The sequence below is a fragment of the Pantoea sp. SGAir0215 genome (genome assembly GCF_043543215.1).
In genome coordinates, this window is record NZ_CP028031.1 from 1,657,458 (window position 1) to 1,670,352 (window position 12,895).

16 protein-coding genes and 1 other RNA gene are annotated in these 12,895 nt (G+C 53.3%); 10 read left to right on the forward strand and 7 right to left on the reverse strand.

What is annotated here, in order from left to right:
• Positions 1-101 precede the first annotated feature (101 nt).
• The 5 genes from C1N64_RS07740 (at position 102) to amtB (ending at position 6,041) form a co-directional block, all read left to right on the forward strand.
• Entirely contained in the window at positions 102-563 is a 462-nt protein-coding gene (locus C1N64_RS07740) for an Lrp/AsnC family transcriptional regulator (protein WP_033738670.1), read from the forward strand.
• Positions 564-587: 24 nt separating this feature from the next.
• Entirely contained in the window at positions 588-2,357 is a 1,770-nt protein-coding gene (locus C1N64_RS07745) for a SmdA family multidrug ABC transporter permease/ATP-binding protein (protein WP_033738672.1), read from the forward strand.
• Positions 2,350-4,125: a SmdB family multidrug efflux ABC transporter permease/ATP-binding protein gene (locus tag C1N64_RS07750; protein ID WP_110268602.1), complete on the forward strand. Its 1,776-nt coding sequence runs from the start codon at positions 2,350-2,352 to the stop codon at positions 4,123-4,125. Before C1N64_RS07745 ends, C1N64_RS07750 begins: the two co-directional genes overlap by 8 nt.
• A 257-nt stretch (positions 4,126-4,382) precedes the next feature.
• Entirely contained in the window at positions 4,383-4,721 is a 339-nt protein-coding gene (gene glnK, locus C1N64_RS07755; RefSeq protein WP_003850469.1) for a P-II family nitrogen regulator, read from the forward strand.
• Positions 4,722-4,754: 33 nt separating this feature from the next.
• On the forward strand, positions 4,755-6,041 hold the full coding sequence (gene amtB / locus C1N64_RS07760) for an ammonium transporter AmtB (protein ID WP_394515379.1): 1,287 nt from the start codon (positions 4,755-4,757) through the stop codon (positions 6,039-6,041).
• Between the two features lie 48 nt (positions 6,042-6,089).
• On the opposite strand, the gene tesB is transcribed toward amtB, so the two are convergent.
• Complete coding sequence (tesB, locus tag C1N64_RS07765) at positions 6,090-6,953, reverse strand: acyl-CoA thioesterase II (protein WP_006117944.1); 864 nt, start codon at positions 6,951-6,953, stop codon at positions 6,090-6,092.
• Positions 6,954-7,145: 192 nt separating this feature from the next.
• Between tesB and C1N64_RS07770 the strand changes: the two genes are divergently transcribed.
• Positions 7,146-7,703 (forward strand): YbaY family lipoprotein, encoded by a 558-nt coding sequence (locus C1N64_RS07770; RefSeq protein ID WP_006117943.1) that lies wholly within the window; start codon positions 7,146-7,148, stop codon positions 7,701-7,703.
• 40 nt (positions 7,704-7,743) lie between these two features.
• Here the strand turns inward: C1N64_RS07770 and C1N64_RS07775 are convergent, their stop codons facing one another.
• Positions 7,744-8,058 carry an MGMT family protein gene (locus C1N64_RS07775; RefSeq protein ID WP_033738677.1) on the reverse strand — a complete coding sequence of 105 codons (315 nt, stop codon included), beginning with the start codon at positions 8,056-8,058 and terminating at the stop codon, positions 7,744-7,746.
• A 161-nt stretch (positions 8,059-8,219) separates the two neighbouring features.
• Here C1N64_RS07775 and ffs point away from each other — a divergent pair.
• An RNA gene (gene ffs, locus C1N64_RS07780) (signal recognition particle sRNA small type) lies at positions 8,220-8,316 on the forward strand.
• 167 nt (positions 8,317-8,483) lie between these two features.
• On the opposite strand, the gene C1N64_RS07785 is transcribed toward ffs, so the two are convergent.
• The 3 genes from C1N64_RS07785 to C1N64_RS07795 all read right to left on the reverse strand — a co-directional run bounded on the left by C1N64_RS07785 (position 8,484) and on the right by C1N64_RS07795 (position 9,601).
• Positions 8,484-8,699, reverse strand: a complete 216-nt coding sequence (locus C1N64_RS07785) for an HHA domain-containing protein (protein ID WP_006117940.1) — start codon at positions 8,697-8,699, stop codon at positions 8,484-8,486.
• A 24-nt stretch (positions 8,700-8,723) separates the two neighbouring features.
• Positions 8,724-9,101 (reverse strand): Hha toxicity modulator TomB, encoded by a 378-nt coding sequence (tomB, locus tag C1N64_RS07790; protein WP_039338473.1) that lies wholly within the window; start codon positions 9,099-9,101, stop codon positions 8,724-8,726.
• 146 nt (positions 9,102-9,247) lie between these two features.
• Positions 9,248-9,601: a hypothetical protein gene (locus C1N64_RS07795; RefSeq protein ID WP_033738682.1), complete on the reverse strand. Its 354-nt coding sequence runs from the start codon at positions 9,599-9,601 to the stop codon at positions 9,248-9,250.
• A gap of 349 nt (positions 9,602-9,950) precedes the next feature.
• On the opposite strand from C1N64_RS07795, the gene C1N64_RS07800 reads away from it, so the two are divergent.
• Genes C1N64_RS07800 through C1N64_RS07810 form a run of 3 tightly spaced genes read left to right on the forward strand, consistent with a single transcriptional unit; the run spans position 9,951 to position 12,346 of the window.
• Positions 9,951-10,619 carry a metal ABC transporter ATP-binding protein gene (locus C1N64_RS07800; RefSeq protein WP_325991443.1) on the forward strand — a complete coding sequence of 223 codons (669 nt, stop codon included), beginning with the start codon at positions 9,951-9,953 and terminating at the stop codon, positions 10,617-10,619.
• Positions 10,616-11,455 carry a metal ABC transporter permease gene (locus C1N64_RS07805; protein WP_006117933.1) on the forward strand — a complete coding sequence of 280 codons (840 nt, stop codon included), beginning with the start codon at positions 10,616-10,618 and terminating at the stop codon, positions 11,453-11,455. Before C1N64_RS07800 ends, C1N64_RS07805 begins: the two co-directional genes overlap by 4 nt.
• 12 nt (positions 11,456-11,467) lie before the next feature.
• Positions 11,468-12,346 (forward strand): metal ABC transporter substrate-binding protein, encoded by an 879-nt coding sequence (locus C1N64_RS07810; protein ID WP_033738684.1) that lies wholly within the window; start codon positions 11,468-11,470, stop codon positions 12,344-12,346.
• Between the two features lie 57 nt (positions 12,347-12,403).
• Here the strand turns inward: C1N64_RS07810 and ykgO are convergent, their stop codons facing one another.
• Both ykgO and C1N64_RS07820 read right to left on the reverse strand, forming a co-directional pair.
• On the reverse strand, positions 12,404-12,544 hold the full coding sequence (gene ykgO, locus C1N64_RS07815) for a type B 50S ribosomal protein L36 (protein ID WP_006117931.1): 141 nt from the start codon (positions 12,542-12,544) through the stop codon (positions 12,404-12,406).
• An 11-nt stretch (positions 12,545-12,555) separates the two neighbouring features.
• The gene (locus C1N64_RS07820) at positions 12,556-12,810 is read right to left on the reverse strand and encodes a type B 50S ribosomal protein L31 (protein WP_164483024.1); all 255 of its coding nucleotides are present in this window, start codon (positions 12,808-12,810) and stop codon (positions 12,556-12,558) included.
• Positions 12,811-12,895: the final 85 nt, after the last annotated feature.

Below are 12,895 nucleotides of genomic sequence, written 5' to 3' on the forward strand. Positions count from 1 at the left end.
CCGGGTGAAAGCCCCTATTTTAAGGCACGTGCAGGAAAAAGAGCTTGCAGTTTTTGCAGTAAGATCGGCGTAATGGAGAAAAAATTTCTACCGGAGTGCGCATGTTAGATAAAATCGACCTTAAACTGCTGGCGATGCTGCAGCAGGATTGCACAGTTTCGCTCCAGGTACTGGCGGATGCGGTTAACCTCACCACCACGCCCTGCTGGAAGCGCCTGAAAAAGCTGGAAGAAGATGGCTTCATCCGCGCACGCGTTGCCCTACTTGATAATGAAAAACTCGGCCTGTCACTTACCGCCTTTATGTTTGTGAAAACCACCCAGCACAGCAAAGACTGGTATCAGGAATTTGTGTCGGTAGTGCAAAGCATGCCTGAAGTGATGGGCTTCTATCGCATGGCCGGGGAGTATGATTATCTGCTGCGTATTCAGGTTGCCGACATGAAAAGTTATGATGCCTTCTATAAGCGTTTAGTTAATGGTGTAACAGGCCTGATCGATGTGACCTCCAGCTTTGCGATGGAAGAGATCAAATACACTACAGCCCTGCCGGTTGCCCCCTGATTACCTGAGATTGAGAGCTGCCTTGTGCGATTATTCAGCCAGTTAAGTTGGTATTTTATCCGTGAGTGGCGGCGTTATCTGGGCGCCGTCACTTTATTAATCATCATTGCCGTGCTGCAACTTCTGCCGCCGTGGGTGGTTGGCGTGGTGGTTGACGGCGTAACGCATCACAGCATGAGCGCCAGCCGCATTATGATGTGGATTGGGGTGATGCTGCTGACTGCCGTCGTGGTTTATCTGCTGCGTTATGTCTGGCGCGTGCTGTTGTTTGGCGCGTCCTATCAACTCGCCGTCGAATTACGCGAGGACTTTTACCGTCAGCTCAGCCGACAGCAGCCCGCCTTTTACCTGCGCCATCGCACCGGCGATCTCATTGCCCGTGCCACGAACGATGTGGATCGCGTGGTTTTTGCTGCCGGGGAAGGCGTGCTCACGCTGGTGGATTCGCTGGTGATGGGATGTGTTGTGCTGATTGCCATGAGTACCCAAATCAGCTGGCAGTTAACGCTGATTTCGCTTATTCCGATGCCGTTTATGGCACTGGTGATTCACCGCTATGGCGAGCAACTCCATAACCGTTTCAAACTGGCTCAGGCTGCCTTTTCCAGCCTGAACGATCAAACGCAGGAGAGCCTGACCAGTATCCGTATGATCAAAGCATTTGGACTTGAGCAGCATCAGTCCCAGCAGTTTGCCGATATTGCACGCGATACCGGCGAAAAAAATCTGCGCGTCGCCCGGGTGGATGCGCGTTTCGATCCCACCATCTATATTGCCATTGGTTTTGCCAACCTGCTGGCGATAGGCGGCGGAAGCTGGCTGGTGTGGCACGGAGACATGACGCTGGGCCAGCTCACCAGCTTTGTAATGTATCTTGGCCTGATGATTTGGCCGATGCTGGCGCTGGCATGGATGTTTAACATCGTTGAACGTGGCAGCGCAGCCTGGAGCCGCATCCGCGCATTATTATCCGAAGCGCCAGTGGTGGAAGACGGTGATCACACCTTGCCTGAGCCAGCGGGAACGCTGCAGGTAGCTATCCGCGAGTTTCATTATCCCGCCAGTGCCGGTGCGGTATTAAGCAATGTCACGTTCCAGTTAAAACCGGGCGATATGCTGGGGCTGTGTGGCCCGACCGGCAGTGGTAAAACCACGTTACTGAGTCTGATTCAGCGTCATTTCGACATTCAGCAGGGTGATATTCGCTACCATGCCATCCCGCTGCCGTCGCTGCGTCTGGACAGCTGGCGCAGTCGCCTGGCCGTGGTGAGCCAAACTCCGTTCCTGTTCTCGGACAGCGTGGCCCGTAATATTGCGTTGGGTAAGCCCAACGCCACGCAGGACGAGATTGAGCAGGCGGCGAAAATGGCCTGCGTGCACGAGGATATTCTGCGTCTGCCGCAGGGCTATGAAACCGAGGTGGGCGAGCGCGGCGTCATGCTGTCGGGCGGTCAAAAACAACGTATTTCCATCGCCCGTGCCTTGCTGATGAATGCGGAAATTCTGGTGCTTGATGATGCACTCTCGGCGGTTGATGGTCGCACTGAACACGACATCCTGCATAATCTGCGGCAGTGGGGCAGAGGGCGAACGATCATTATCAGTGCGCATCGTTTGTCGGCGCTGACAGAGGCCAGCGAAATTCTGGTGCTGCAAAAAGGCACGGTGGCACAGCGTGGCGATCATGCCGGGCTGGCGAATATGCCTGGCTGGTATCGCGATATGTACCGTTACCAACAGTTGGAAGCGGCACTGGACGACGATGAGAGGGAAGAAGAGGTGGCACATGGCTAAATCACAACGTATGTGGCCAACGCTCAAACGCCTGCTCAGCTATGGCAGCCCGTGGCGCAAGTCATTGTCTCTGGCCGTGTTGATGCTGTGGATTGCGGCTGCGGCAGAAGTGACCGGTCCGGTTCTGGTGAGCTATTTTATTGATAATCTGGTCGCGAAGCATCAGATGCCGTGGGGCACGGTGGCGGGACTGGTCGTAAGTTTTATCCTGTTGCAGCTTCTGGCTGCCGCTTTGCATTACTGGCAGGCCTTACTGTTTAACCGGGCCGCCATTGGTGTGGTACAGCGCCTGCGTACCGACGCCATGAATGCGGCACTGCGCCAGCCGCTTGGCGCCTTTGATACGCAGCCGGTCGGGCAAATTATTTCCCGGGTCACGAATGATACCGAAGTTGTTCGGGATCTGTACGTCACGGTGGTGGCAACGGTGCTGCGTAGCGCCGCGCTGGTCGGTGCCATGATGGTGGCGATGTTTAGTCTGGACTGGCGCATGGCGCTGGTGGCGATGTTAATTTTCCCGATGGTGCTCATTGTGATGCTGATTTATCAGCGCTACAGCACGCCGATAGCCCGTCGTGTACGCAGCTACCTGGCAGACATTAATAATGGCTTCAATGAAGTCATCAGCGGAATGAGCGTGATACAACAGTTTCGCCAGCAGGCGCGCTTTGGTGAACGCATGCTGGAGGCCAGCCGTTCACATTATCTGGCGCGCATGGAAACGCTCAGGCTGGATGGTTTCCTGCTACGACCGCTGCTGAGCCTGTTCTCCGCGCTGATACTCTGCGGATTACTGTTGCTGTTCAGCTTTTCGGTGCCGGGTGTGTTTGAAGTTGGGGTACTTTACGCCTTTATTACCTATCTGGGGCGCCTCAATGAACCGCTGATCGAACTGACCACCCAGCAGTCGATGCTGCAACAGGCGGTCGTGGCGGGCGAACGTATTTTTGAACTCATGGATGCGCCACAGCAGCATTACGGTCATGACGATCGGCCTCTGCAATCGGGACGTATTACGCTGGAGAACCTGAGCTTTGCCTACCGGGACGATCGTGAGGTGCTGAGTAATATTGATCTCGACGTGCCTTCGCGGGGCTTTGTCGCCCTGGTGGGACATACCGGCAGCGGCAAGAGCACACTGGCAAATTTGCTGATGGGCTATTACCCCGCCACGCGCGGCGAGGTGCGCCTGGACGATCGTCCGCTTAACCAGTATTCCCATGAGGCACTGCGTCGCGGTATCGCGATGGTACAGCAGGATCCGGTGGTGCTGGCCGACACGCTGTTAGCGAATGTACGGCTGGGTCGGGATATCAGTGAAGAGGCGGTCTGGTCAGTACTTGAACAGGTACAGCTGGCCCCGCTGGCGCGCGCCTTGCCTGACGGTATCCATACCCGACTGGGAGAGCAGGGTAATAATCTCTCGGTAGGGCAGAAACAGTTACTGGCCCTGGCTCGGGTGCTGGTGCAACTGCCGCAGATTTTAATACTGGATGAAGCTACCGCGAATATTGACTCCGGCACGGAGCAGGCGATCCAACACACGCTGCGCACCTTACGTCAATATACGACCCTGGTAGTGATTGCTCACCGCCTTTCCACTATCACCGAGGCCGATACGATTCTGGTTTTGCACCGTGGCCGTGTTGTCGAGCAGGGGAATCATCAGCAGCTGCTGGCCTTGCAGGGCCGTTACTGGCAAATGTACCAGCTGCAGCAGGCAGGTGATCAGCTCGAATCGGATGAGGTGCTGACCAGTGCCGGATGATCTGCACCTTTTTTGCGCATTTTTTCCTTGTTGACCCGTTTGGATGCACGTCTTTGTGCTTAACAGCACCAAAAGCGTGCATCCGCTTCGCTTAGTCATCCCATCACTGCGCCCTGCTTATTTATTCTGCGTTTCCTAACCCTGATTCCATCGCAGCCTGAAAAGTGATTTTGCCCACTGATTATATCTGGCACAGGCTTTGCTTAACTCTCTCCGTGTCCATGAGACCGACCTATTTTAATCCTTAAGGAGAGGCTATGAAGCTGGTTACCGTCGTGATTAAGCCGTTCAAGCTGGAAGATGTGCGAGAAGCATTGTCTTCAATTGGTATTCAGGGACTGACCGTCTCCGAAGTTAAAGGTTTTGGGCGTCAGAAAGGACATGCTGAACTCTATCGCGGGGCGGAATACAGCGTAAATTTTCTGCCGAAAGTAAAAATTGATATCGCCATTGCCGATGACCAACTGGACGAAGTAGTGGACGTAATCAGTAAAGCGGCTTACACCGGAAAAATTGGCGACGGCAAGATTTTCGTTGCTGAACTGCAGCGCGTGATTCGCATACGTACCGGCGAAACCGACGAAGCCGCACTGTAAACAAGACTCAGTAATGTGATGGGATGGAAAAAAATGAATAAAATGCTGACCAAGTTGGGCCTGACCAGCCTGGCAATGTTACCGTCGCTGGCGATGGCGGCACCTGCCGTAGCGGACAAAGCCGACAACGCCTTTATGATGATTTGCACCGCACTGGTGCTGTTTATGTCAATTCCTGGGATTGCACTGTTTTACGGCGGCCTGATCCGCAGTAAAAACGTGCTGTCGATGCTCACACAGGTTGCGGTGACCTTCTCGCTGGTGTGCGTACTGTGGGTGGTTTATGGCTACTCACTGGCCTTCAGCGAAGGCAATGCCTTCTTTGGCAGCTTCAACTGGGCCATGCTGAAAAACATTGCACTGACCGCCGTCATGGGCACCTTTTATCAGTATATTCACGTCGCGTTCCAGGCATCCTTTGCCTGTATCACCGTCGGTCTGGTCGTCGGTGCGCTGGCGGAACGTATCCGTTTCTCCGCGGTGCTGATTTTTGTCGGTGTCTGGCTGACCCTGGCTTATCTTCCCATTGCGCATATGGTCTGGGCGGGCGGCTTACTGGCTCAGGATGGCGCACTGGACTTCGCGGGCGGCACGGTGGTGCACATTAACGCTGCGGTAGCCGGTCTGGTTGGTGCTTACCTGGTGGGCAAACGTGCCGGTTTTGGCAAAGAAGCATTCAAACCACACAACCTGCCGATGGTGTTCACCGGTACTGCGATTCTGTATGTTGGCTGGTTTGGTTTTAACGCCGGTTCAGCTTCCGCTGCGAATGAAATTGCTGCTCTGGCCTTCCTGAATACCGTGGTTGCAACGGCGGGTGCGGTGCTGGCCTGGACCTTTGGCGAGTGGGCGCTGCGTGGTAAACCGTCTTTGTTAGGTGCCTGTTCTGGCTTTATTGCTGGTCTGGTTGCCATCACGCCGGCTTGTGGTTATGTCGGTGTTGGCGGCGCGCTGATCATCGGTATCGTGGGTGGTCTGGCAGGTATCTGGGGCGTGACAACGCTGAAAAAATGGCTGCGCGTTGACGATCCCTGCGATGTGTTCGGTGTCCACGGTGTCTGTGGTATCATCGGTTGTATCCTGACTGGCGTGTTTGCTTCATCTTCACTGGGCGGCGTGGGTTATGCGCCTGGCGTGACCATGGGCCATCAGGTTGCGATTCAGTTGCTGAGCGTGGGCGTTACCATTGTCTGGTCTGCCGTCGTTGCCTTTATTGGCTTTAAACTGGCCGATATGATCGTCGGTCTGCGCGTACCGGAAGAGCAGGAGCGCGAAGGTCTGGACGTCAACAGCCATGGCGAGAACGCTTACAACCAGTAACTTGTCAGTCTGAATAAATAAAAAGGGGCGATGATTCGCCCCTTTTTGCTATTCGCTGCGCTGACGCATAACGCCTTCCTGCACGGTAGACGCGACCAGCTCACCCTGTTGATTGTAAAACTCCCCGCGAACAAAGCCGCGTGCACCCGATGCTGAGGTGCTTTCAACGCTGTAAAGCAGCCAGTCATTAAAGTTCAGTGGCCGATGGAACCACATAGAGTGATCAATGGTCGCCACCTGCATATCGGCTTCAAGAAAACCTTTACCATGCGGTTGTAAGGCCACAGGCAGAAAGTTGAGATCGGACGCATAGCCAAGGAGGTACTGATGGATACGCACATCGTCGGGCAGGGTGCCATTGGCCCGAATCCACACCTGACGCTGCGGTTTATCGACATGGCCTCTTAACGGGTTGTGGATCTGTACCGGGCGGATTTCCAGCGGGCGTTCAGCGACAAATTTTTCGCGTAATTTTTCCGGCAGCATATGCGCCATTTTTTGCGCCATTTGCTGCTCATTGGCCAGGTTTTCCGGTCCTTTAACCTGCGGCATCGGTTTTTGATGTTCAAACCCGCTTTCCGGAGACTGGAAGGATGCCGTCATATAAAAGATCGGCTGACCATTTTGGATGGCACTGACGCGGCGCGCGCTAAAACTTTTGCCGTCGCGCAGACTTTCAACATCGTAAATAATCGCCTTTTGGCTGTCGCCGGGGCGAAGAAAATAGCTGTGAAAGGAGTGAACGCCCCGATCCTCGGGAACGGTCTGTTTGGCCGCAAAGAGAGCCTGTCCAACCACCTGACCGCCAAATACCTGACGCAGGCCCAAATCTTCGCTCTGGCCGCGAAATAACCCCTCGTCGAGTTTTTCCAGATGAATAAGATTAAGCAGATTTTCGAGTGCCTGACTCATGGCGCTATCCTGAGGAAATGTATTTTGTTAAGTGTGAAAGATCCGACCAGTTTCCGTCAACCACACTTTTGGACTTTCATCCAACCAGGCAAACTTTTGATTTTGTGCCAACATTAAAGCTATACGGCGAGTGAAACGCTGTAATAAAGATTCACTGCTAAAAATCATTCTGATCAAAAGGAGACGACATCGATGAAATTCTGGCATGTGTTAAGTGGCGTCGCGATGGCCATGGCTCTCGCAGGTTGTGCCCATAAAGGAAAACCGGTACCGACACCGACATTGGGTTCTGCGGTCGCAGGACAGACGGCGACCATCGCTCAGCCTAATGTAAGCGGGGCGGTTTATATTCGTCAGCGTATCGCGTTACCGCCTGATGCAGCCCTGACAGTGACCCTGTCTGATGCATCAGTGGCAGATGCACCGTCCAAAGTGTTGGCACAGCGCGTGGTTCGCACCGACGGGAAACAGGCGCCGTTCCATTTCATACTGCCGTTTAACCCAGCGGATGTTCAGCCAAATGCACGCATTCTGTTGAGCGCAGCTATTACGGTTAATGGCAAGCTGGCCTTTGTCACGGAAGAAGTGAAACCGGTCGTGAATCAGGGCGGCACCAAAGCCGATCTGGTGTTAGTGCCCGTGCCTTCTGTACCGATGAAGACTCAGCCTGGCGCCGTCACCACTGTGCCACCGACATCGCCCACGCAGGTTACGCCGTCCGCCGCCGTGCCGGCACCGACAACGATGTAAGGCTCTGAGGCAGGGCGGCGCGCTGTGCCGCCCTGCAGTATTAAAACTGCCAGCGAAACTTAGCCAGATCGATCTGACCTGCCTCCGTAACTTCCACGCCTTCCGCTTCCAGCGCTTCACGCTGACGAAAAAAACGTTCGCCCTGGAGCGAAAGCGTACCGTGACGGTTAATCACCCGATGCCAGGGAAGCGTACTGCCTTCCGGTAAGCGGCTCAGAACGCCGCCCACCTGGCGCGCCGCACGGGGTGAGCCTGCCAGTAATGCCACATCGCCATAGGTGGTGACCTTGCCGGGCGGAATGGCGGCCACAATTTGCCAGATACGTTGTTTAAAGCCGTCAGTGGTTGAGTCCATAGGCTTACCTGCCAGTAAAAGAACCATAATGCTAACATAAAGGGGGTAATTTACAGGGATCGTACAAGAAACCAACGGTCATCCGTGCCAGGCTTGCAATTGCCATAGGCTTCCCCGATAATGCCTCCGCTCTCGATATGAGGGCTTGTCAATGGGGGCCCTGTTGGTTCTCCCGCAATGCTAGCTTGTGAACTCGGTCAGGTCCGGAAGGAAGCAGCCGCAGCAGGTGACGCGTGTGCCGGGATGTAGCTGGCAGGGCCTCCACCATTTTGTCTCCACCCGATTCCTCTCTTATCACTCGCTTTTTTTGACACGCCTCTTTCTTCGCAGGCAGGCAAAGCTCGCCTGGGCCGATCCATTGCCGGCAGGCGAGTCGAACAGAAACGGGCGGGTTAAATCAGATTAAACGTAACGCAAAAATTAACTTAGCGTACAAATTTCCATACTGACACGGGGACTTTGTCATACAGTTTGTTCATCGTCAGTTCAGCCAGGCGGTGATCGGCTGCGGAGTAAAATACGGCTAATTCATCATCGGACAATTCATACTTATTTTTCTCAATCACTCTTTCGAGCGTGTCAATTGACCGACAACGTCTCAGTCGCATCAAATAATCAGTTTTAGTCAGGGTTTTGTTCATAAATAAACCGTTCTCACGTCAGTACTATAATGAATGGCTTGGCTGTTGAAGATAAGCGCACTCTTCTTGAAACAGATTAAATAAACGTTTTGCTGAACGTTGCCAGCGCTGCAGATCCTGAGTGTTAACGCTATAGTTGCTAAATAGCATAAAAGTATCATCAAGATATTCATCGATTTGGGTAATCAGCGCTTCGTCTTCTGCATGCTTAATTTTGTAATTCATGGTGAAAGAGGCGATATGCTCTATCAGATCGTTCAGCTGTAAATTACCATCGGCAGTAGGGTCATTTACCCAGCCATGATGGCTGTCGGTTAATGTTGCCATACTGGCGTCAAACAAACTCTCACACACGTATTTAAGCTGGGCAATATCATGCCGTTTCGGTGAGTATTCGTCCATCTTTTTCCCCTCCGTAGCTAGCAAAGTTACCGCAATGCGGCCAGGTTCGGTGAAGCGGCCAGGAAGTGGTGGTTGGGCTTATAATTAACGGACTGCATTAAGGATAGTGTAAAATCATTAGTTCTGCTCACCTCCATTACTAAATATTACAATTCATCTCCGGGTGAGGGACGGTGATTCTCAATGGGCTCAAACACAAGCGCGGCAGGGCCGATATGAAAACTGACTTGTTCATTTTGCGTAATGGTTTCATTTAAATCCAGACAAGGATTAAATAAATTCCACTGGAAATCGTAAAGTAACTTAAATCTATTCGGTCCGGTCATCTGAACATCAATAACTTTTAAACTGTCTGGTACTAACTGAGCGTTTGCGGAATACCATTGCAAATCGCCAACCAGAGATTCTGTTATTTTGAGAATATTCCGTTCAATGATTGTAGCTAATTTTACGCAATCCGTTTCATTCTGCGCAACATCACATTCAATGCTTACTGACATAGCGTACTCATAATAAATGTCTTCAGACCCATCATTGATGTTCTTTTGTCGCTTTGCAAGTCCCCCTCTTCAGCAATATTGCGCTGTGATGCTCTCATTTAAGCAAGTGATTGATTCACTGCTGCTTCTTATTGGGCCTTATACGGGCAATTTGTGCCCTGGTTTATTTTTTGAAACACATTGCCGTGCCAGCGGGCGGACAACATCGGGTATGATGGTTGTTATGTTATAACATTTTTGGTGTAGTGATGAATCAAAGTGGACTGCTGATGTCACTCGGTGGACGGCTGTTGGTGGCATTGATGTTAATCGCCGTACTGGCGCTGGCGATGTGGTGGGGAATGCAGCCGTGATAACGTTCAGGCATTTGCAGGCAGGTTATCAGGGACGCGCGGTCACGCCCGTTGTGACAACAGAACTGGCGCAGGGCAGTATGACCGCCTTAATCGGTGCCAACGGCAGCGGTAAATCTACCCTGATAAAGACGATCGCCGGATTATTACCCCCGGTAAGCGGGCAGTGTGATGTGCGGATCTCGCGCCGTGAAGTGGGCTGGTTGCCGCAACGTAGCGAACTGGAAACGCGTTTCCCGCTCACCGTGTTTGAGCTGGTTTCTATTGGCTGCTGGCCGCGCTGTGGCTGGTTTGGCGGCATTAACCGGGCACTGCGCAATGAGATAAACGCCGCGCTGGATGCGGTGCAGATGCGTGATTATGCGGAAGCTCAGCCCGCGACATTGTCTGGCGGCCAGCTACAGCGTGTCCTGTTTGCCCGGCTCATGCTGCAACGTAGTCGCTTGTGGCTGCTGGATGAGCCTTTTAACGGCATTGACAGCAAAACGGTGGCGTTACTGATGTCAATTCTGCAGCAGCAGCAGCAGGCGGGCACGACGCTGCTGGTCGTGTTGCATGACCGTCCGTTAGTTGAACGTTATTTTACGGATGTGCTGTCAATGGATGAGGGATCGCATCAGCGCAGTGCGGTTGCTATGACGCCGTTACGGAGCATTGCCCCGTGACGCTTATTCAACCTTTTATTGAATTCAGCTTTATGCGCAGGGCGCTGGTGGCCTGTATTGCTCTGGCATTCAGTGCCACCCCGCTGGGCGTCTTTCTCTCCTTACGGCGTATGAGCCTGATCGGTGATGCGTTATCCCATGCCGTACTGCCCGGTGCCGCCATTGGCTATTTAATCTCAGGCTTATCCCTTGTTGCGATGGGCGTGGGTGGGCTGATAGCGGGGCTGGCGGTGGCGTTATTGTCCGGTGCGGTCAGCCGTTATACGCCACTAAAAGAAGATGCGAGTTTTGCCGGCTTCTATCTGGGTTCGCTGGCGCTGGGCGTGACGTTAGTGTCACTGCGTGGCTCCAGCGTGGATCTGCTTCACGTCCTGTTCGGTTCATTGCTGGCGGTGGACAACCCGGCCCTGATCGTGGTGGGCAGCATCGCCGCGTTTACCCTCTTGATGCTGGCGGTGATCTATCGCCCTCTGGTTATTGACGCTTTTGACGCGGATTTTCTGCGTGCGCAAGGTAAATGGAGCGCACCGCTGGTGCACGGTATTTTCCTGACGCTGGTGGTGCTTAACCTGGTGGCGGGTTTTCAGGTGTTGGGCACGCTGATGTCGGTCGGGCTGATGATGTTGCCTGCCGCCAGCGCGCGATTCTGGAGCCGTCATCTGGTACTGATGCTGGGCGCGGCCATGTTGATGGCTGTCCTGTCGGCATTTACGGGGTTAGTCCTTTCCTGGCACTTTTCACTGCCGGCCGGACCGGCGGTGGTGTTGAGTGCCGCAATGTTGTTTTTTCTCTCCATCTTAACAGGGCCGTGCGGTGGCATTCTGCGCCGCCATTAATCAGAGGTAGCGATGAAGATATTACCCATTAGTCTGGCAATCGGTGCATTAGTCGTCAGCCCCTTCACCATGGCGAAAACGATCGATGCGGTGGCGAGTTTTACCGTGCTGGCCGATATCGTCAAACAAATTGGCGGCGATCATGTTCATGTTAAAAGCCTGGTCGGGCCCAATGGCGATCCCCATACTTTCGAACCGACGCCGCAGGACAGCGAAGCGCTGGCAAAAGCCGATGTGGTGTTTGTCAGCGGACTCGGTCTGGAGGGCTGGATGAACCGTCTGGTGACGGCCTCAGGTTATAAAGGGGAGCCCGTAGTGGCCTCGACAGGGATTGAAACCCGCACGATGGAAGAGGATGGCAAAACCATTACCGATCCCCATGCGTGGAACAGCATGTATAACGGCACCATTTATGCCAAAAACGTGATGAATGCGTTAATCAAGGCCGATCCCCAGGACGCTGAAGATATCCGTCAGCGCGGCGAAAAATATATTCAGCAACTGCAAAAGCTGGACGCCTGGGCCAAAACCTCTTTTGCCGCCATTCCGCAGCAAAAACGTAAGGTGCTGACCAGCCATGATGCTTTCGGTTACTTTGGGCAACGCTATGGTGTCACGTTCCTTGCGCCGGTTGGTTTCTCCACCGAAGCGGAAGCCAGCGCCAGCGATGTAGCCAGTTTGATCACCCAACTTAAGCAGGAGCATATCAAAACCTACTTTATGGAAAATCAGACCGATCCCCGTCTGGTGAAACAGATTGCCAGCGCGACAGGCGCGAAGCCGGGTGGTGAGCTTTATCCGGAAGCGCTGTCCACCGCGTCCGGCCCGGCGCCGACCTATGAAGCCGCGTTTAAACACAACGTTGACGTGATGCTCAAGAGCATGCGCTAAGCATAAAAAAAGCCGGAATGGCTCGAAAGAGACAGTCCGGCTAAGGTTCACGACACATCAACGTTTTTTCTTTCTTCCCTGCACGGCTTTAAAGCGCGGATTCGTTTTGCAGATGACATAGATACGGCCTTTACGCCGAACGACTTTGCAATCCCGATGGCGACGCTTTGCGCAACGGAGTGAGCTGAGTACCTGCATGTTGCCCTCGCTTATTTCCGACCCAGAAAACGCCCAAAACGCTGATTAAAGCGCGCGGTACTGCCTTCTTTGGCAAAGTCTTTCTGCTTACCGGTGTAAAACACATGAGAGGCCGAGGAGACATCAAGCGTCACATACGGCAGGGTTTCGCCTTCAAACTCAACGGTACGGTCGGTTTTGATTGTTGAACCGATTTTGAAAAAGACATCAGCCGAGGTGTCATGGAACACCACGGCACGATAGGAGGGATGAATATTCGTTTTCATACTTCTCACCAATGTAATGTTATAATATAACAACATTATGCGCCGTGGCCGATATGAATGCAACCCTGTAAAACCCAAGGGAAAC

Bases quoted from the DNA above. Each gene is read 5' to 3' on its own strand.
- C1N64_RS07740 (WP_033738670.1), top strand. From the start codon at position 102: ATGTTAGATAAAATCGACCTTAAACTGCTGGCGATGCTGCAGCAGGAT.
- C1N64_RS07750 (WP_110268602.1), top strand. From the start codon at position 2,350: ATGGCTAAATCACAACGTATGTGGCCAACGCTCAAACGCCTGCTCAGC.
- glnK (WP_003850469.1), top strand. From the start codon at position 4,383: ATGAAGCTGGTTACCGTCGTGATTAAGCCGTTCAAGCTGGAAGATGTG.
- amtB (WP_394515379.1), top strand. From the start codon at position 4,755: ATGAATAAAATGCTGACCAAGTTGGGCCTGACCAGCCTGGCAATGTTA.
- tesB (WP_006117944.1), bottom strand. From the start codon at position 6,953: ATGAGTCAGGCACTCGAAAATCTGCTTAATCTTATTCATCTGGAAAAA.
- C1N64_RS07770 (WP_006117943.1), top strand. From the start codon at position 7,146: ATGAAATTCTGGCATGTGTTAAGTGGCGTCGCGATGGCCATGGCTCTC.
- C1N64_RS07775 (WP_033738677.1), bottom strand. From the start codon at position 8,058: ATGGACTCAACCACTGACGGCTTTAAACAACGTATCTGGCAAATTGTG.
- C1N64_RS07785 (WP_006117940.1), bottom strand. From the start codon at position 8,699: ATGAACAAAACCCTGACTAAAACTGATTATTTGATGCGACTGAGACGT.
- tomB (WP_039338473.1), bottom strand. From the start codon at position 9,101: ATGGACGAATACTCACCGAAACGGCATGATATTGCCCAGCTTAAATAC.
- C1N64_RS07795 (WP_033738682.1), bottom strand. From the start codon at position 9,601: ATGTCAGTAAGCATTGAATGTGATGTTGCGCAGAATGAAACGGATTGC.
- C1N64_RS07810 (WP_033738684.1), top strand. From the start codon at position 11,468: ATGAAGATATTACCCATTAGTCTGGCAATCGGTGCATTAGTCGTCAGC.
- ykgO (WP_006117931.1), bottom strand. From the start codon at position 12,544: ATGCAGGTACTCAGCTCACTCCGTTGCGCAAAGCGTCGCCATCGGGAT.
- C1N64_RS07820 (WP_164483024.1), bottom strand. From the start codon at position 12,810: ATGAAAACGAATATTCATCCCTCCTATCGTGCCGTGGTGTTCCATGAC.